The organism is Mycoplana sp. MJR14, assembly GCF_029210525.1.
GTDB lineage: Bacteria > Pseudomonadota > Alphaproteobacteria > Rhizobiales > Rhizobiaceae > Mycoplana.
The window spans coordinates 511,959-529,473 of record NZ_JARGEO010000003.1 but is presented as its reverse complement, the minus strand read 5'-3'; the positions used below and the strand labels follow the sequence as shown (position 1 = coordinate 529,473).

General features: G+C 66.8%; 16 protein-coding genes. 11 read left to right on the top strand and 5 right to left on the bottom strand.

What is annotated here, in order from left to right; translation table 11 throughout:
• The 5 genes from P0086_RS10440 to P0086_RS10420 all read left to right on the top strand — a co-directional run bounded on the left by P0086_RS10440 (position 1) and on the right by P0086_RS10420 (position 6,315).
• The gene (locus tag P0086_RS10440; protein ID WP_112607543.1) at positions 1–1,023 is read left to right on the top strand and encodes a glycosyltransferase family 2 protein; all 1,023 of its coding nucleotides are present in this window, start codon (positions 1–3) and stop codon (positions 1,021–1,023) included.
• Entirely contained in the window at positions 1,020–1,970 is a 951-nt protein-coding gene (locus P0086_RS10435; protein ID WP_148190934.1) for a glycosyltransferase family 2 protein, read from the top strand. The genes P0086_RS10440 and P0086_RS10435 overlap by 4 nt, the downstream gene beginning before the upstream one ends.
• Positions 1,967–2,968 (top strand): glycosyltransferase family 2 protein, encoded by a 1,002-nt coding sequence (locus tag P0086_RS10430; protein WP_148190932.1) that lies wholly within the window; start codon positions 1,967–1,969, stop codon positions 2,966–2,968. Before P0086_RS10435 ends, P0086_RS10430 begins: the two co-directional genes overlap by 4 nt.
• 4 nt (positions 2,969–2,972) lie before the next feature.
• Positions 2,973–3,878, top strand: a complete 906-nt coding sequence (locus tag P0086_RS10425; protein ID WP_148190930.1) for a UTP--glucose-1-phosphate uridylyltransferase — start codon at positions 2,973–2,975, stop codon at positions 3,876–3,878.
• 94 nt (positions 3,879–3,972) lie between these two features.
• A complete protein-coding gene (locus tag P0086_RS10420; protein ID WP_148190928.1) occupies positions 3,973–6,315 on the top strand; it encodes a polysaccharide biosynthesis tyrosine autokinase in 2,343 nt (780 codons plus the stop codon).
• A 98-nt stretch (positions 6,316–6,413) separates the two neighbouring features.
• On the opposite strand, the gene P0086_RS10415 is transcribed toward P0086_RS10420, so the two are convergent.
• On the bottom strand, positions 6,414–7,037 hold the full coding sequence (locus P0086_RS10415) for a TetR/AcrR family transcriptional regulator (RefSeq protein ID WP_148190926.1): 624 nt from the start codon (positions 7,035–7,037) through the stop codon (positions 6,414–6,416).
• Between the two features lie 111 nt (positions 7,038–7,148).
• On the opposite strand from P0086_RS10415, the gene P0086_RS10410 reads away from it, so the two are divergent.
• The 6 genes from P0086_RS10410 (at position 7,149) to P0086_RS10385 (ending at position 13,139) form a co-directional block, all read left to right on the top strand.
• Positions 7,149–8,231 (top strand): spermidine/putrescine ABC transporter substrate-binding protein, encoded by a 1,083-nt coding sequence (locus P0086_RS10410; RefSeq protein ID WP_112607533.1) that lies wholly within the window; start codon positions 7,149–7,151, stop codon positions 8,229–8,231.
• Positions 8,232–8,382: 151 nt separating this feature from the next.
• Entirely contained in the window at positions 8,383–9,246 is an 864-nt protein-coding gene (locus P0086_RS10405) for an ABC transporter permease (RefSeq protein WP_112594133.1), read from the top strand.
• A 4-nt stretch (positions 9,247–9,250) separates the two neighbouring features.
• Positions 9,251–10,093: an ABC transporter permease gene (locus P0086_RS10400; protein ID WP_148190924.1), complete on the top strand. Its 843-nt coding sequence runs from the start codon at positions 9,251–9,253 to the stop codon at positions 10,091–10,093.
• A complete protein-coding gene (locus P0086_RS10395; protein WP_148190922.1) occupies positions 10,090–11,181 on the top strand; it encodes an ABC transporter ATP-binding protein in 1,092 nt (363 codons plus the stop codon). The genes P0086_RS10400 and P0086_RS10395 overlap by 4 nt, the downstream gene beginning before the upstream one ends.
• A gap of 2 nt (positions 11,182–11,183) precedes the next feature.
• Positions 11,184–11,921, top strand: a complete 738-nt coding sequence (locus P0086_RS10390; RefSeq protein ID WP_148190921.1) for an MBL fold metallo-hydrolase — start codon at positions 11,184–11,186, stop codon at positions 11,919–11,921.
• Between the two features lie 165 nt (positions 11,922–12,086).
• On the top strand, positions 12,087–13,139 hold the full coding sequence (locus P0086_RS10385) for an AI-2E family transporter (protein ID WP_148190919.1): 1,053 nt from the start codon (positions 12,087–12,089) through the stop codon (positions 13,137–13,139).
• Between the two features lie 54 nt (positions 13,140–13,193).
• On the opposite strand, the gene P0086_RS10380 is transcribed toward P0086_RS10385, so the two are convergent.
• From P0086_RS10380 to P0086_RS10365, 4 genes are all read right to left on the bottom strand, one after another.
• Positions 13,194–13,502, bottom strand: a complete 309-nt coding sequence (locus P0086_RS10380; RefSeq protein ID WP_275785169.1) for a hypothetical protein — start codon at positions 13,500–13,502, stop codon at positions 13,194–13,196.
• A gap of 173 nt (positions 13,503–13,675) precedes the next feature.
• Positions 13,676–13,936 carry a YMGG-like glycine zipper-containing protein gene (locus tag P0086_RS10375; RefSeq protein ID WP_112607521.1) on the bottom strand — a complete coding sequence of 87 codons (261 nt, stop codon included), beginning with the start codon at positions 13,934–13,936 and terminating at the stop codon, positions 13,676–13,678.
• 104 nt (positions 13,937–14,040) lie between these two features.
• Positions 14,041–17,142 (bottom strand): proton-conducting transporter membrane subunit, encoded by a 3,102-nt coding sequence (locus tag P0086_RS10370; protein ID WP_275785164.1) that lies wholly within the window; start codon positions 17,140–17,142, stop codon positions 14,041–14,043.
• Positions 17,136–17,504: a cation:proton antiporter subunit C gene (locus tag P0086_RS10365; RefSeq protein ID WP_112594126.1), complete on the bottom strand. Its 369-nt coding sequence runs from the start codon at positions 17,502–17,504 to the stop codon at positions 17,136–17,138. The genes P0086_RS10370 and P0086_RS10365 overlap by 7 nt, the downstream gene beginning before the upstream one ends.
• Positions 17,505–17,515: the final 11 nt, after the last annotated feature.

The following is a 17,515-nucleotide window of genomic DNA, read 5'->3' as shown; positions in this document are numbered from 1 at the left end:
ATGACCGGTGAACCGCTCAAATCCGTTCGCTGCCTGATCGTCATCCCCTGCCTCAACGAGGCCCGCCATATCGGGCCGTTGATCCAGAGGCTGGGCGGCGCGCTCGAGGAGCTCGATGCGATGATGGTCGTGGCCGACGGCGGCAGCACCGACGGCACGCGCGAGATCGTGCGCGACATCGCCGCCCTGCGCGACGACATCGCCCTGCTCGACAATCCGAAGCGCATCCAGAGTGCGGCGGTGAACCTCGCCGTCGCCACCTTCGGCGACCAGTACGACTACCTGATCCGCATCGACGCCCACGGCGACTATCCCGAGGACTACTGCCAGGTGCTCGTCGACGAGGCCACGGCGACGGGCGCGGATTCGGTCGTCGTCGCCATGGACACCGTCGGCGTGGGCGCCTTCCAGAAGGCGACGGCCTATGCGCAGAACTCCAAGCTCGGCAACGGCGGCGCCCGCCACCGCGTCGGCGCCAAGAGCCACTGGGCCGACCATGGCCACCACGCGCTGATGCGCATCGCCGCCTTCCGCGCCGTCGGCGGATACGATGAGGAATTCAGCCACAACGAGGATGCCGAGCTGGACTTCCGCCTGAACAAGGCCGGCTACCGCATCTGGATGACCGACCGGACGAACATGATCTACTATCCGCGTTCGAGCGCCGGGCCGCTGTTCCGGCAATACTTCGCCTATGGCCGCGGCCGGGCCCGCAATCTCCTGAAGCACCGCGCCATGCCGAGCCTGCGCCAGATGATCCCGCTCAGCGTGGCGCCGGTGGCGGCCGGCGCGCTGCTCGCCGTCGTCAACTGGGCGGCGGTGCTGCCGTTCGGCTTCTGGGCGGCCGCCTGCCTCGGCTACGGCGTCTGGATGGCGATCGGCCAGCGCAACCCCTACGGACCGCTCGCCGCCGTCTCGGCGATGATCATGCATTTCGCCTGGTCCGCCGGCTTCTGGCGCGAACTGCTGGCACCCCGCCGGCGGCAGGCCTCGTCCTTCACCCGGGCACAGGTGACGTCATGAACGGCACCTCCCTCGCACCCTTGCCGTTCAGGCTGGTCGATATCGCGATCTGCACCTACCGGCGCCCGGAGCTGGAGCGGACGCTGCGCTCGCTGGCATCGCTGTCGGTGCCGGACGGCCATGCCGTCCGCATCATCGTCGCCGACAACGACGCCATCCCCAGTGCGGCCGGTCTCGTCGACGGGCTGCGCTCGCAGATCCCCTTCCCGATCGAATACGTCCATTGCCCGGCCGCCAACATCTCGATCGCGCGCAACGCCTGCCTCGAACACAGCCGCGGCGAGCTTCTGGTCTTCATCGACGACGACGAGACGGCGACGCCGCAGTGGCTGGCAAGCCTGGTGGCGAAGATGGACGAGAGCGGCGCCGACGTCGTGCTCGGGCCGGTCAAGGCCATCTACGGCACGCCGACGCCGAAATGGATGCGCCGCGCCGATCTCCATTCGACCCGTCCCGTCTGGGTCGGCGGCAAGATCCGCACCGGCTATACCTGCAACGTGCTGATGCGGCTGACCTCGCCTGCCCTTTCCGGCCGGCGCTTCAGCCTGGCGCTCGGCAAGACCGGCGGCGAGGACACGGAGTTCTTCACCCTTGCCACCGCCGCCGGCGCCCGGATCGATTTCGCACCGGAGGCCTGGGTGCACGAGCCGGTGACGCAGAACCGCGCCACGCTCGGCTGGCTGGCCAGGCGCCGCTACCGGATGGGCCAGACGCACGGCCGTCTTCTGGCCGAACGCGCCGATGGCCCCGCACGCCGGCTTTCGCAGCTCGGCCTTGCCGGCGCCAAGATGCTGTTCTGCGCCGCAGCCAGCGTCGCGACCGCCTTCTCGCCCGCCCGCCGCTACGCCTACGGCCTCAGGGCCGTGCTCCACGCCGGCGTCGTCAGCGGGCTTTCGGGCGTGCGCGAGATCCAGCAATACGGCATGCCGGAGACCCGAACCCCATGAGCGAAGCGCCCGACGTCTCCTTCGTCATCGCCGCCTACAACACGTCCGCATCGATCGGGCGTGCGATCGACAGCGCGCTCGCCCAGAGCGGCGTCACGCTCGAAGTGCTGGTCGTGGACGATGCGTCCTCGGACGACACCTGCGAGGTCGTCCGCGGCATTGCCGACCCGCGGGTCAAGCTGATCGCGCTCGAAAAGAACCGCGGCCCCGGCGGCGCGCGCAATGCCGGCCTCGATGCGGCATCCGGGCGCTGGATCGCGATCCTCGATTCCGACGACGCCGTCGAGCCGGACCGGCTCGCCCGCATGCTCGCGCGCGCCGAGAAGGCGGGCGCGCAGATCGCCGTCGACAATCTCGACATGGTCGCGCAGGACGGTTCGCGCGAGCGCATGTTCCCCGAGGCGGAACTGGCGCGGCAGACCCAGCTGACGCTGCCGGCCTTCATCACCTCCAATGCCCTTTTCCGCTCGACCCACAACTACGGCTACATGAAGCCGGTGTTCCTGCGCCGGTTCCTGAACGACAACGGGTTGCGCTTCGACGAGAGCCTGCGCATCGGCGAGGACTACATCCTGCTCGCCTCGGCGCTGGCTCGAGGCGGACGCTGCGTCGTCGAGCCGACCGCCGGCTATGTCTACCACATCCGGGAAGGGTCGATCTCGCGGGTGCTGAAGAAGCACCACGTGGAGGCGATGCTACTGGCCGACGACCGCTTCGTCGGCGGGCACAAGCTGGATCCGGACGCTCGCAGGGCCCAGCGGCTGCGCACCCGCAGCCTGACCGAGGCCCGCTCCTTCCTCGATCTCGTCGAGCACCTGAAGAACCGCGCGTTCGTGCAGGCGCTGCGCACCGCCTTCGGCGACCCTGCCGCCGTGCGGCACCTTCGCATGCCGATCGCCGCGCGGCTTCGCCGGCTCGCAGGCAAAGACAAACGATCCGGCCGCAATGCGGCCGGCCACAGTTCCCCGGGCCGCGGCCCCCACACCAGCAAAGGATAGCGCGATGGACACTATCAGACGCGTACGCAAGGCAGTCATTCCTGTCGCCGGCAACGGAACCCGCTTCCTGCCCGCCACCAAGGCCATGCCCAAGGAGATGCTGACCGTCGTCGACCGACCGGTCGTGCAATATGCGCTCGACGAGGCGCGGGAGGCCGGCATCGAGCACATCGTGTTCGTCACCGGCCGCAACAAGCAGGCGATCCAGGATCATTTCGACGATGCGCCCGAACTGATCTCCTCGCTGTCGCGCGCCGGCAAGGACGCGCAGGTCAGCGAACTGGAGGCGATGCTGCCGGCCGCCGGCACCGTCAGCTTCACCCGCCAGCAGGCGCCGCTCGGGCTCGGCCATGCCGTGTGGTGCGCGCGCGACCTGATCGGCGACGAGCCGTTCGCGCTGCTTCTGCCGGACATGATCTGCCACGGCGAGCGCGGCTGCATGGCCGGCCTGATGGACCTCTACCGCTTCGCCGGCGGCAATGTCGTTGGCGTCGAACAGTGCCCGCCGGAAGAGGCCTACAAATACGGCATCGTCGGCAAGGGCGAGAGCGTGCCGCACGGTTTTGTCGTCACCGCGATGGTCGAGAAGCCGAAGGCCGGCGAGGCGCCGTCGAACTATTTCCTCAATGGTCGCTATATCCTGCAGCCGGAGATCTTCGATCTTCTCGCCAGGCAGGAGCGCGGCGCCGGCAACGAGATCCAGCTGACCGACAGCATGCTGCATCTGTCGAAGTCCCAGCGCTTCCATGCCCATCCCTATGACGGCCGCACCTTCGACTGCGGCTCGAAGCAGGGCTTCATCGAGGCCAACGTCGCTCTGGCGCTGTCGCGTTCCGACATCGGCGGAATGGTGTTCGAATCGGTCAGGGACATGGTCCTGACCCATGAGAGCCGCATTCAGGCTGCATAGCATGCGCCCGGCCCGCCCGGGGCGCATCCCATCTTCGACCTGTCCCGGCAAGACGCCAGGACAGGTTTCCCTCTTCGGGAACAGAGAGGTTTTCATGAACCAGAGAACTCTACCGCTGAACAGGCCGCTGCCGCACACCGCGGACAGTTCCGACGCCTTCATCGATCTCGATCGCCTTGTCTCGGCAGTGTTGCGGCGCTGGAAGACGCTGGCGATCTGCGCGGTCGTCTTCGTCATCGGCGGTGCAGCCTATCTGGCCACGGCAACACCTCTCTATACGTCGATGACGCAGGTGCTCATCGACGACAGCCTTTCGCGCTACGCGGAAGAGGAACAGAACACCGCGCAGAACGGCCAGCAGCTCGACACGCGAATTGCGAGCACCGTCGAGATCCTGAAATCGGGCAAGCTGGCGCTGCGCGTGGTCGACCAGGCGGACCTTTCGACCAATCCGCTGCTGGTGGACCCGCCGCAATCGCCGGTCGCAATGATCAAGGGCTGGTTCAAGTCGCTCGGCGGCATGTTCGGCAAGCAGGGGCGCGTCTCCGACGAGGCCCTGGCGAACGCCCGGCGCCAGAAGGCGGCGGCCATGCTGCAGCAGTCGCTCCGCGTCGAGCGCGTCTCGCGCAGCTCGGTTGTCTCGATCGCGTTCACCTCCGCCGATCCGCAGCTCTCGGCGCTCGTCGCCAAGACCTATGCCGACGCCTTCCTGTCCGACCAGCTGAGCGCGAATTTCGAAGCCTCCGAACGCGCCTCCGGCTGGCTGCAGGAGCGTCTGGGCGATCTCGGCCAGCGCGCCCAGGCCGCTGCCATGGAGGTCGAGACCTACAAGCGCGAGAACAACCTGATCTCCACCCGCGGCGCACTGATGTCGGATCAGCAGCTTGCCGATCTCAACAGCCAGCTGATCATCGCCCAGGCCGATGCGGCCAGCGCGTCCGCCCGCTACAATCAGCTCGCCGCGATCGTCAAATCGGGTGCGGAGAGCGCCGTCGAGAATGCGGCGGTGGCCTCGAAGGAAATCGACAATTCCGTCATCCAGGAGCTGAGGACGCGCTACTCGGCCGTCACCAAGCGCGAGCAGGACATCACCAAGAACTTCGGCGCCGATCATCCCCAGGCGGTGGCGCTGCGCGCGGAAAAGGGCGACCTCGCACAGCAGATCTTCCAGGAACTGCAGCAGATGACGGCCACCTACCGGAACGAATACGAGGTCGCCCAGTCGCGCGAGCAGTCGCTGCGCGACAACATCGACCGGGTCGCCGGCCGCAACTCCGACGCCAACGAGGCGCAGGTGAAGCTGCGCGAGCTGGAACAGAAGGCCACCGCCCTCAAGGCCGTCTACGAATCCTACCTCAACCGCTACGAGGAGGCGTCGCAGCAGCGCTCGTTCCCGATCGCCAAGGCGCGGGTGATCTCGGAAGCCGGCGTGCCGGTCTCCCCGTCCAGCCCGAAGAAGACGATGGTGCTCGCGCTTTCGGCCGTTCTCGGCCTGATGGCGGGCGGCGCCTTCGCCTTCCTGCAGGAAATGCAGGAACGGGGCCTGCGGCTCGAAAGCGACGTTCGCACCCAGCTGCGCCTGCGCTCCCTCGGCTACCTCCCCCTGATCGGCGGCGGACGAAAGAAGCCTTCCCGGTTCGGCTGGCTGCCGCTGCAGGGCCGCAGGAAGCCCGAAGAGGAGGAGCAGGAGGACGTCGAGGTAGCGCCGATGCCGCTGGAGCAGATGACGCGGATCGTCCGCGACGCGCCGCAGTCGACCTTCGCCGAGACGCTGCGCCATGCCAAGCTCTCCTGCGAGATGCTCCTGCAGCGCCGCCCGAACAAGGTGATCGGCATCATCTCCGCCGTTCCCGGCGAGGGGAAGACGACCTTTGCCACCAACTTCGCGCTGCTGCTCGCCTCTGCCGGCAAGCGCACGCTGCTGGTCGATGCCGATATCCGCAACCCGAGCCTCAGCCGGATGCTGAAGCCCGCGCCGAAGGCGGGCCTCGTCGAGGCCGTGCTCGGGGACGCTCCCTGGGCTTCGGCGATCAAGGTCGACCAGCAGACCAGGCTCGCCGTCCTGCCGAACGTGCCCCATAGCGGCATCGAGCAGTTCCACTACACGAACGAGATCTTTGCCTCGGCGGGGATGGGGACGCTGATGGAGAATGCGCGCAAGACCTTCGACTACACCGTCGTCGACCTTGCGCCGCTCGGCCCGGTCGTCGACGCGAAGGCCTTCGCCCAGCATGCCGACGGCTTCATCCTCGTGCTGGAATGGGGAAAGACGCCGGCGCGCCTCGTTCGCGATCTCCTCGAGGCGGAGATCGACATCAACGCCAAGATCCTCGGCGTGGTGCTGAACAAGACCGACATGGAGCAGCTGCCGACCTATGGCGACAGCGGCGGCTCGGAGAAATACCGCAAGCACTACGCCAAGTATTATACCGAGTAGGGCCGGCTCCCCATCGGGGAGCGCGGGTCATCGGCGCGCTCGCCCGGTAGGGCTGCGCTCGCAGGATGGCTGTCGCAGATGTCCCGAGCGCGACGCCCCTAGTCTGCCCCGACGCTGATCAGCGTCGCCAGCGGCCGGTTCTGGCGGGCCACCTCGTGCTTCAGCCGTTCGAGCGTCATGGCTTCGTCGCGCACGAAGTCGGTGAACATCATGTTGAGATTGTTGAAGAACATCGCGCCGACGGCGGCCGTATCGATCCCCTCGCGAACGGCGCCCCTGGCCTGCAGATTGCGCACCAGCGTCGAGACCTGGGCACAGAGGGCCCTGTCGAGATCGGTATAACGTCTGGAAAACGGTGTCTCCGGCTGCTGGATCGAGATCGCCATCGCCGTGCGCCACATCTCCTTGCTGAGATAGACCAGCGAATGGTCGTAGTACTGGTCGATGAGCCGGCTCACCGCCGACAGCACGTCCCGCGGCGGATCACTGACGATCGAGCGGCCGGCATCGATCACTTCCTCGACCTCCATGGCGACGGTGGCGAGCAGCATGTCGCCCTTGCTCTGGTAGTAGTTGTAGAACGTCCCGACCGAAACGGCGGCGCGTTCCGCGATGTCCTCGATGCGCGCGGCATCGTAGCCCACCTCGCGAAAGAGGCCCGTGGCAGCCTCGAGGATCCGCCGGTTCTTGTCCGCCTTCTGTCTTGCGCGCAGTCCCGTCAAACGCCTCGCCCCTTCTTGAACCGCCTCGGTTTTCAGATTGACTTAAAAAATGAATTCATTCAGTCTTTTTGTAAAGGCGCCAAAACGAGCGCCAAAACCAGAGGGACGAAGATGACCAGATCTAGCGCGGGCTCCACCGCACACCGACTTTTCAGCACCACTGCAGCCGTTGCTTTCGTTGCACTTCTTGCCGGGCAGGCGGCTGCGGCGGAAGAACTCAACGCGCTTGTCTGGTGCGACCACACCGATCCGGCCCTGATCGAGCCGTTCGAGAAGGCCAACGACGTCAAGGTCAACCTGAAGGAATACGAGGGCACCGGCGCCGGCATCTCGATCCTCGAGCAGTCGCGCCCCGGGGACTGGGACGTGATGGTGATCGACGCCGTCGACGTTCACCGCGTCATAGACATGGGTCTCCTCGGTGAAATGCCGGCCGACGCCCTGCCGTCCGCCGACCTGTTCCCCGAACTGCGGATGGAGGCCAACAACACCAAGGACGGCAAGACCTATGCCGTGACCGAAAAGTTCGGCTACAACACCATTTCCTACGACAAGACGAAGGTCGACCCGAAGGACATGGAGGACCTTTCCGTCATCTGGTCGGACAAGTACAAGGGCCGCATCGCGCTCTACGACTACTACCTGCCGATGATCGGCCTGGTGCAGCTGGGCCTCGGCAAGAAGACCGCCGAGCTCTCCGAGGCTGACATGCCGGCGATCGAGGAGAAGCTGTCGGCGATGAAGGCGGTCTCCAAGCAGGTCAGCGACGTCATCTCGTCCCAGACGGCACTTGCGACCGGCGAGGTCGACATCCTCGTCGGCGGCGGCGAATGGATCACCGCCTCGCTCGCCAAGGACAAGCCCAACCTCGACTGGATCGTGCCGAAGCAGGGAGCCGTCCGCTGGGCGCAGTCGATCGCCGTCATGAAGGATTCGGCCAAGCCGGACCTCGCCCTGAAATTCGTCCAGTACATCATGAGCCCGGAGGGCCAGGCGCGGCTCGCCACCTCGTCCTGCTACTGGGGCATGCCGACCAACCAGAAGGCCGGCGAGCATCTGGCGCCCGAGCAGAAGCAGGCGCTGCGATGGGACGACCAGGCGGGCTATCTGCAGAACACCCAGCTCTATCCGGTTCCGAGCGCCGAACTGGACCAGAAGATGCAGGACGCCTGGACCAACATGATGCAGCAGTGACGCCTGCCGCATCCGCGGGGCGCGAACCGGACCGAACGGCCCGATCGGGGGCGTTGCCCGCCCCTGATCGCCAAATCCGGGCCGCGACCCTTGCACCGTTGAACGGAGGAAGAGTTGCGCCGGCGCCTTGCAAACAGTGATACCCTCGGCCATGACCACCGCCACGCTTGAAGACAGGGAACGCCGCAAGGCCTGGGGCTTCGTCGCCCCGGCCTTCATCTGGACCCTTGCGTTCTTCGTCGTGCCGTTCGTCTACATGGTGGCGATGAGCCTGTGGTCGCGGCAGGGCCGCGACATCGTCCGGGCCTGGAACCTCGACAACTACGCCCGGTTCCTCACCGAAGGCGCGCTGCTGAAGGGCCTGACGAATTCGCTGGAGATCACGCTGACGGTGACGGCGCTCTCCGTCCTGCTCGCCTATCCGCTCGCTTGGATCATCGCCGAGCGCGTGCCGAAACGCTGGCAGCGCATGGCGCTGATCCTGGCGATCCTGCCGTTCTGGACGAGCTACGTGGTGCGCTCCTATTCCTGGCTGCTGGTGCTCTCCAAGGGCGGCGTCATCAACCAGGCTCTGCTCGGCATCGGGCTGATCTCCGAGCCGCTGGAACTCGCCAGCAACCGCACGGCGACCGTCATCGGCTTCGTGCATTTCTTCGTCATGCTCCTGACGCTGACGATCTATTCCAACCTGATCCAGCTCTCGCCGAACTATCGCCGCGCGGCGGCCGATCTCGGCGCCAACGGCTTCCAGACCTTCCGGCACGTGATCCTGCCGCTGACGCTGCCGGGCATCATGACCGGCGCCTTCCTCACCTTCGTGCTCTGCATCGGCGACTACATCACCCCGCAGATCCTCGGCGGCAACAACGAACTGGTGCTGCCGCAGATCATCATGCTGCAGATCGGCCGCCGCGCCGACTTCCCGATGGCGGCAGCCCTCTCCATCATCCTGATGCTGGCGGTGACGGTGGCCTACATCGCCTGCGCCCGCTGGCTGAAGATCGAGAGGGCCTGAGACCATGGCACGGCCCGGCGAAACACGATCGAGCGATATCACATTCCCCGCCGGCGGCGTGCGGCGACTGCTCGCATCGCTCGCAAGCTGGCTCTATCTCGCCGCCCTCTACGTCTTCATCTTCCTGCCGGTCGCGGTCCTGGTGCTGTTCTCCTTCCAGGACGGCCGCCTGCCGGTGCCGCCGTTCAACGGCTTCTCGCTGCAATGGTACGAGGCCGTCTTCGCCGACGGCAAGCTGATGGCCGCGCTCGGCAATTCGCTGCTGGTCGCAATCCTCTCCTCGCTCGTCGCCTGCCTGCTCGGCTTCCTCGCCGCCTATGCGCTGGCGCGCTACCGGTTGCCCGGCTCGGCGCTGATGCGCGGGCTGCTCATTGCCCCGATGACGGTGAGCTACCTGATCATCGCGCTCGGGCTGCTGGTGGTGCTGAACGCGCTGCAGGTGCCGCTGTCGCTCTGGACGGTCGGCATCGGCCATGTCGTGATCAACCTGCCGCTCTGCTTTGCCATCATCTATGCCTCGATGGGCGACCATCATGTCAATATCGAGCGCGCCGCGCGCGACCTCGGCGCCAGCGACATCAAGGTCATGGCGCTGGTGACGGCCCCGATGCTGATGCCCTCGATCATGGCCGCCTTCTTCCTCTCCATCACCTTCAGCTGGGACGAGTTCATCATTGCCTTCCTGCTGTCACGCTTCGAGGTGACGCTGCCGGTGGAGATCTGGAGCATGCTGCGCTCGGGCCTGAACCCGAAGACCAATGCCATCGGATCTCTCGTGTTCCTCGCCTCGATCGTCGTGCTGGTCGTCCTCGAACTCGCTCTCTTCGGCAGGAGCCGCAAGACATGACCGCATCCGTATCGATCAGGAACCTCACGCGGACCTTCGCCACCTTCAAGGCGCTCGACGACGTCTGGCTCGATATCGCCGCCGGCGAGTTCATCGTACTGCTCGGCCCGTCCGGCTGCGGAAAGACGACGCTGCTGTCCATCCTCGGCGGGTTTCTCACGCCGACAAGCGGCACGGTGAAGATCGGCGACCGCGACATGGCGGGCGTTCCGCCGGCACGGCGGCCGACGACGACGATGTTCCAGGACTACGCCCTCTTTCCGCACATGCGGCTGATCGACAATGTCGGCTTCGGCCTGCGCATGCGCGGGATGGACAGGGCCAGCCGGGAGGCGAAGGCGGCCGGTTTCCTCGACTTGGTCGGCCTGAAATCGTCCGCCCGCAAGAAGCCGCACGAGCTGTCCGGCGGCCAGCGCCAGCGCGTGGCGCTGGCCCGCGCGCTGGCGGTCGACCCGGACGTGCTGCTGCTCGACGAACCGCTCGGCGCGCTCGATCTCAAACTTCGGCGGCAGATGCAGGATGAGTTGAAGGCGCTGCAGAAGCGCGTCGGCACCACCTTCGTCCACGTCACCCACGACCAGGAGGAGGCGATGGCGATCGCCGACCGCATCGTCGTGATGAACCGTGGCCGGGTGGAGGATTTCGGTCCCCCGTCGGACATCTACATGCGGCCGAAGTCGATCTTCGCCGCCGGCTTCATGGGCGAGGTCAATTTTCTGGACGGCCGGGTCGGTCGCGTCGACTGCGATACCGCCGAGGTGGAGACCGGGATCGGCCCGATCGTGCTGCCGATCGCCAACTTCACGATTGCCCGGCCGCAGGCCGGCGCGCGGGTGACGATCTGCATCCGTCCCGAACATTTCCGCGCCGTCGACCAGCGCGCCGTCGCCGGCCTCAGCGAGGCGGTCGTCAGCGACGTCTCCTTCTTCGGCACCCACTACCGCTGCCATCTCGTGCCGGTCGCCTCGCCGGAGAAGAGGTTCGTGGCGCACCTGCCGCCGACCGCAACGATCGCGCCGTGCGATCGGATCGCGCTTTCCTTCGACCCTGCGGGCGTCACCGCCCTGCCCGAGACCAGGGAGGCGTGAGCATGCAGCGCATGGCCCCCGAAGACTGGTATGCGGTCCGGCGTCTCGATGGCGACGTCACCTTCATCTGCGAGCCGCACATCAAGGAGTTCTACCGCTGCAACATCTGGCACGTGCGCGGCCGCGATGCCGACATGCTGGTGGATAGCGGCATGGGCGTCGTCTCGCTCAGGCAATGGGTGCCGCTGGTGACGGAGCGGCCGCTGACCGCCGTCGCCAGCCACACCCATTTCGACCACATCGGCTGCCACCACGAATTCGACTGCCGCGCCGTCCACACAGCCGAGGCCGATCTGCTCGCGCATCCCACCCGCGCCAACACGCTCGCCGATCCCTACGTCACCGACGAGATCTTCGACGCGCTTCCGCCGGAACCCTACTGCTCGAAATGCTATGCGGTGAAGGCGGCACCGGCGACGCGGATCCTTGCGGACGGCGACGTGATCGATCTCGGCGACCGGCATTTCGAGGTGATCCACACGCCCGGCCACTCGCCCGGCGGGATCGCCCTGTTCGAGAAGGCGACCGGCATCCTCTTTTCCGGCGACATCCTCTATGACGGCCCGTTGATCGAGGACACCTACCACTCCGATGCTGCCGACTACCTCGCCTCGATGAAGCGCCTGCTGGACTACCCGGTGCGCATCGTCCACGGCGGCCATTTCCCGAGCTTCGACGGGCAGCGCTACCGCCACCTCATCCGTACCTGGCTGCAGACCAAGGAAGGCGCGCGCGGTTGACAAACAGCGCCAGGACCGGGGCGTCGAGCGGATGAGAGACGACCGGATATTGCGGCGGTCCACACCGGGTCGACGAAATGCTTCCCGGGCACGTTGCAGTTCTCCCCGAACGCTGCGTAATCTCCTTCGGGTGCTGCCGATCACCGGCACGGGAGGGGACGCGGCATGATGAAACTGGATGAAGGACGCATCACGGCGCTGGTGACGGCCGGCGTGCTCACCCTGGCGCTTCTCTACGTGGCGCAATCGGTCTTCGTACCGCTGGCCTTCTCGATCCTCGCCATCGCGCTGATCTGGCCGATGCAGGCCGCACTGCAGCGCGTGATGCCGCGCCTGCTGGCGCTCCTGATCACGCTCACCGTCACCATCATCGCCGTCGTCGCGGTCGGCTCGGCGATCGCCTGGGGGCTGAGCGTGCTGGGACATTGGCTGTTCATCAACGCCGGCCGGTTCCAGGCGATCTACCTCGACTGGTCGCAATGGCTAGAGGAACACGGCATCGCCATTGCCGGCCCGCTGTCCGAGCGGTTCAACGTCGGCTGGCTTGTCGGCATGCTCCAGGGGGTGGCAGGGCGGATGAACAGCTTCGCCGGCTTCACGCTCGTGATCTTCATCTCGGTTCTGCTGGGGCTGCTCGAAGTCGAGGATTTCAAGCGCCGGCTGATGCTGCCGAGCATCCAGCCGCTCGGGGCGACGATCCTGGAAGCCAACCTGCGGATCGCCGCCAAGCTCAGGCGCTTCATGGCCGTGCGTACCTTCGCAAGCGTTCTGACCGGGCTGGTCGTCTGGATCTTCGCCAGCGTCGTCGGGCTGGAACTGGCCGCCGCCTGGGGGGCGATCGCCTTCGCCCTGAACTACATCCCCTTCCTCGGCCCCTTCATCGCAACCGCCTTCCCCACCCTCTTCGCCATCGCCCAGTTCGACACCTGGCAATCAGCCGTCGTGGTGTTCGCCGGCCTGAACGTGATCCAGTTCGTGATCGGCAGCTATTTCGAGCCGCGCCTGACCGGCGCCTCGCTGGCGATCTCGCCCTTTGCGGTGATCTTCGCCGTGTTCTTCTGGAGCTTCATGTGGGGGCTGCCCGGTGCGTTCATCGGCGTGCCCATCCTGATCGGCCTGATCGAGTACGGTTCGCGGATCGAGACGACCCGATGGATCGCCACGCTGCTGTCCGGCGAGCCGCCGAAAACCGACGTCCCGGCGCCGGCCGACCCATGACGCAGGGCGCCCGGCCCGGAACCGGCCTGTCGGGACTGGCGCGGCGACCCCCTGCTACCGCCGCCGCAGGCGGCGCACGTCAACGACGCGACCGTTGTGGCGGTTGACGGCGATCTCGTAGCGGCTCGCGCCCCGCCAGGCCCTGTAGACGAAGAAGCGGCCACGGCAATCGACCTTCCGCACATCGCGGAATCCGCGGTTTCGCAACCGCCTCTGGCCCTCGCGGCAGCTGATGGAGCGCCCGCCGCTGACATTGCTGCCGATATGGATGTTGATCGTCACCGCCTCGGCGGGGGCAGGCGCCAACACCGGCGGCATGGCGAGAAGGGCGACGAAGAGTGACGAGACGATGAACCGGCTCAATGCGGCCTCCTGGAAGCTCGGACTTGCGTGACGGATGCATCTGCGATCGGCGACTGGCCGGACCGAGGCTATCGGCGCGAGGTCCCCGTTTTCGGTCGAGGGTACCCGCGCGGGGCCGCCCTGTCCCCGGCGGCATGACGCGCCGCCGGCGACAGGCGAACCCCTTCGGGCGGCTAGCCCGGGCAGGCCGCGATGTAGCGGCGGCCGTATCGGTCGCGGTAGTAGCACTGGCCCGGCCGGCCGGCGACATTGCCGATCACCGCACCCGAGACGCCGCCGATGGCAGCGCCGACTGCGGCGCCCCGGACATTGCCGGTGACGGCACCGCCGATGACCGCACCGGTTGCCGCACCGATGCCGGCGCCTCTTTCGGTCGGCGTGCAGCCGGTGGCAGCAATCGCGGCCAGAACGAGTAAAAGGGATAACTTGCGCATTTCTCTTCCTTTCCTGCTCGTTGAATGCTTCATCTTCGGCCCACGATCCCCAACGTTAGCCCGCAAAGGCGGTCCTGTAAAATCGAGGGGGTCTTTCCCGCCCCCTACCGGGACTGCAGCAGCGGATAGGCCACGACGAAGAAATAGAGCACCAGCACATAGGCCAGCACCTGGATCGCATAGGTCTGGCCGTTGCCGCCATAGACCCGTCGCGCCGCCCCGGCGGCCGCACCGAATACGACCGACACCGCGTCCCAGAAGCGCTCGGCATGCGATGCCAGCACCGGCGCGAGCAGCGGCCGGTAGTAGCGGAAGAACCGCGCAAGGCCGCCAGACTGCGACGGCCGGCGCCCGATCCTGTAGGAGAGCCACAGCACCACCGCGCCGACCAGTGCCAGGCCGACGGCGCCCGCCATCGCCCTCGCCGGGTTCCAGTAGGCATAGATCAGCTCCAGCGACATGCCCTGCCAGACGAGGGTCGAGGCGAACTGCGGGTCGATCGCGGCCGAAACCGGATCCATGAACAGCTTGGGGAAGAACGACAGCAGCAGGATGCCGGCAACCAGCACGAACTGCGGGACCAGCAGCGCTGCCGGCGCCTCGCGCACCGCTCCACGCTCCGGCTTCAGCGGGCCGAGAAAGACCGCGTGGCCGAAACGAACCATGTAGAGCAGACCGACCAGGGTCGCGAGGATCCCGAGAGCCAGCGGCCCGTACCAGCCCCGCTCCATCATCGCGCTCAGGAGCAGCCACTTCCCGCCGAAGCCGGCGAGCGGCGGCAGGCCCGACATGGAGACCAGCGCAATGACCGCCACCGAAAAGGTCAGCGGCATCCGCCTCGCCAGCCCGCCGCACGCCTCCAGCCGCCTGAGGCCGGTGCGCTCGATCACCGCGGCCGCCGCGAGGAACAGGATGCCCTTGACCATCAGATGGTTGGCGACGAGGTAGAGCGCCGTCACCCAGCCGAGATGGCTGATCAACGCCACGGCGGTGACGATGTAGCCGGTCTGGCTGAGGCTGGAATAGGCGAGCATCCGTTTCATGTCGGCCTGCTGGAGCGCGAGAAGGGCGGCAACCACCGTCGTCAGCATGCCGATCCAGCCGACAATGCGCGCAAGCTCGAGCCCTGCTTCCGCGCGCGTCGCCAGATAGGCGGCCATGAACAGGCCGAAGACGGCCACCTTTCCGACGACGGCGGACAGCATGGCGGAGAAATCGTCGTCCGCCCTTGCGTAAGCTGCGGGTAACCAGACATGAACGCCGATGACGCCGATCTTGACCATGCACCCGAGCGCGATCAGCACGAATGCCGGCGCGGCGACCGGACCGGCGGCGAGGAACGAAGAGAGGCTGGTGGTGCCCGTCGCAGACGCCGCGACCGCAAGCCCCACGAGAAGCACGAAGGCGGACGCCAGCGAGAACAGCAGGTACTGCAGCACGACCCCGCGCGCGGCAGGCGCGAGCGCAAGCATGAAGAACGACGCCAGCGTCACCAGTTCCCAGGCGAAGAAGAACTCCAGGCTCGTCGAGGCCCGCAGCAGCGCGACGATCGACAGCAGAAGCACCGCCATCAGCGGATAGTAACCGGGCCGTGCGTCGCGGCGGTAGAGACCGGCCGCGGCGATCACCAGCCCGCCGGAAAGCAGAAGCGTCGCGAACAGGCCGTTGATGCCGCCGGTGCCCTGCGCCATCCAGACCCCGAGGACGGCGACCGCCAGCAGCATCAATCCGCATTTTGCCCGTCCCGGCAGGCCCTCGGCCGCAACCAGGAGCCCCCCTGCCGCTAACGGTGTGTAGACCCAGAGGGAGGTGATCCCGGCTGCCGAGGCGGCGACGCCGCCGCCCATGACCAGAAGCGCGACGCAGGCTGCGGCCGGAAACAGCCGCCCGTGTGAGAGCGGGCCGCCGGTGTCCCTGCGGCCGGCCTTGATGGCGCGGCCGAACCACCGGAACAGGTAGGCGGCCTCCAGCAGGGAGCCCATGAGGACCACCGCGATCCACGCGTAACCGCCCTCCCGCGCAAGCCTCAGCACCAGTTCCCACTTCGCCCAGAAGCCGGGAAAGGGCGGCAGGCCCGCGATCGCCACGAGCAGGCAGCAGAAGACCAGAAGGAAGGAAGGCCCCGCCGCCAGGACGTTCCAGTCCCGGATCCTTTCACGCCGCACGGCGCCCGCAAGCCAGAACAACCCCGCCTTGGCGAACAGGTGGCTGAAGAAGAGCCCGCCGACCACGAGCGCCAGCGCGTCGTCGGCGCCCTGCCGCAACAGCAGTGCCAGCGCCAGCACCAGCAGCGCCATCTGCGCGATCGAGGAACAGCCGAGCATGCGCTGGACGTTCGTCTGCCTGAGGCCCACCAGATTGGAGAGGAGGAAGGTCACGGCGGCCGAGAACGCGATCAGCGTCAGATGCGCGGCAAAGAGCGGCATCAGCTTGAAGAGCGCGAAGAACACGCCGGCCGAGACGCCCACGGAGACGAGCGCCGCCACGCCGGCAGGCGCCGTCTCGTAGACGTCGAGCCCCCAGCCGTTCGCCGGGAAAGGCTTCAGCTCGACGATGAGGCAGGAAAGCACCAGGACGAGCGCGGTCAAACCGACGGGGCCCGCGATCAGGTCGCGCCGCATGACCATCTCGTCGATGCTGAGCGTTCCCGTCACATGATAGAGCAAGGCCGCCCCGAGCAGGAAGAACGACGAGGCGAGCACGGTCGCCATGATGTACTTGAACGCGCCCGCCACGGCCGCCGGCGTCTGCCCGAGGCCGAACAGGCCATAGGTGCCGATCGATACGATCTCGAGAAAGACGAACAGGTTGAAGAGGTCGCGCGTCATGATCATGCCGTTGATGCCCATGACGAGGATCAGAAACAGCAGCAGGAAGGTGTAGCTGTCGCGCAGGCGGGGCCAAAGCTGCCAGGCGCCGAGCAGGGCCGCGAGGTTGACGCAGAAGGCGAAGAACCCCTCCGCCAGGCCCAGCCGCAGGCTGATCGCCAGCGGCGGCGCGGTTCCGGCAGTCCGGATTTCGAAGGCGTCCGCGCCGCCGAGAAGGCGCCAGAGGCAAACGCCGGACACGAGCGTCATGCCGGCGAGGCTCACCCAGAACGCCGTGGCGGGCAGACGCTTCGACAGCCGATGGAGCAGCGGGATCAGGAAGCCGCCGCCCAGTCCGAGCAGGAAGATGTTCAAAGGCTGGAGAAGCCCCTCTACCATTTCTGCTCCGTGAACGCGTCGATGGAGAGTGTCTTGCGCGCCGCGTAGAGCCGGATCGCGTAGGACAGCATCACCGCCGTCACCGAAAAGCCGATGACGATCGCCGTCACCACGAGGGCGGAGGGGATGGGATCCACGGCCCGGGCACCCGCAGCACCTGCCGGAAGCGCGGCGTCGATGATCGGCGCCGTCCCGCCGGTGACATAACCTGTCGCGACGATGACGATATGCGTGCCGGTGCCGAACAGCGAGAAGCCGATGATGATGCGCAGGATGTTCCGATGCACCAAGACGCCCCACATCCCGATCAGCATCAGCACGAGGCCGGTCACCAGAAGCAGATGTGAAATCGGCAGCCCCATCGCCCCTCCTG

Bases quoted from the DNA above. Each gene is read 5' to 3' on its own strand.
- P0086_RS10385 (WP_148190919.1), top strand. From the start codon at position 12,087: ATGATGAAACTGGATGAAGGACGCATCACGGCGCTGGTGACGGCCGGC.
- P0086_RS10420 (WP_148190928.1), top strand. From the start codon at position 3,973: ATGAACCAGAGAACTCTACCGCTGAACAGGCCGCTGCCGCACACCGCG.
- P0086_RS10375 (WP_112607521.1), bottom strand. From the start codon at position 13,936: ATGCGCAAGTTATCCCTTTTACTCGTTCTGGCCGCGATTGCTGCCACC.
- P0086_RS10365 (WP_112594126.1), bottom strand. From the start codon at position 17,504: ATGGGGCTGCCGATTTCACATCTGCTTCTGGTGACCGGCCTCGTGCTG.
- P0086_RS10400 (WP_148190924.1), top strand. From the start codon at position 9,251: ATGGCACGGCCCGGCGAAACACGATCGAGCGATATCACATTCCCCGCC.
- P0086_RS10440 (WP_112607543.1), top strand. From the start codon at position 1: ATGACCGGTGAACCGCTCAAATCCGTTCGCTGCCTGATCGTCATCCCC.
- P0086_RS10410 (WP_112607533.1), top strand. From the start codon at position 7,149: ATGACCAGATCTAGCGCGGGCTCCACCGCACACCGACTTTTCAGCACC.
- P0086_RS10430 (WP_148190932.1), top strand. From the start codon at position 1,967: ATGAGCGAAGCGCCCGACGTCTCCTTCGTCATCGCCGCCTACAACACG.
- P0086_RS10395 (WP_148190922.1), top strand. From the start codon at position 10,090: ATGACCGCATCCGTATCGATCAGGAACCTCACGCGGACCTTCGCCACC.
- P0086_RS10405 (WP_112594133.1), top strand. From the start codon at position 8,383: ATGACCACCGCCACGCTTGAAGACAGGGAACGCCGCAAGGCCTGGGGC.
- P0086_RS10435 (WP_148190934.1), top strand. From the start codon at position 1,020: ATGAACGGCACCTCCCTCGCACCCTTGCCGTTCAGGCTGGTCGATATC.
- P0086_RS10390 (WP_148190921.1), top strand. From the start codon at position 11,184: ATGCAGCGCATGGCCCCCGAAGACTGGTATGCGGTCCGGCGTCTCGAT.
- P0086_RS10370 (WP_275785164.1), bottom strand. From the start codon at position 17,142: ATGGTAGAGGGGCTTCTCCAGCCTTTGAACATCTTCCTGCTCGGACTG.
- P0086_RS10425 (WP_148190930.1), top strand. From the start codon at position 2,973: ATGGACACTATCAGACGCGTACGCAAGGCAGTCATTCCTGTCGCCGGC.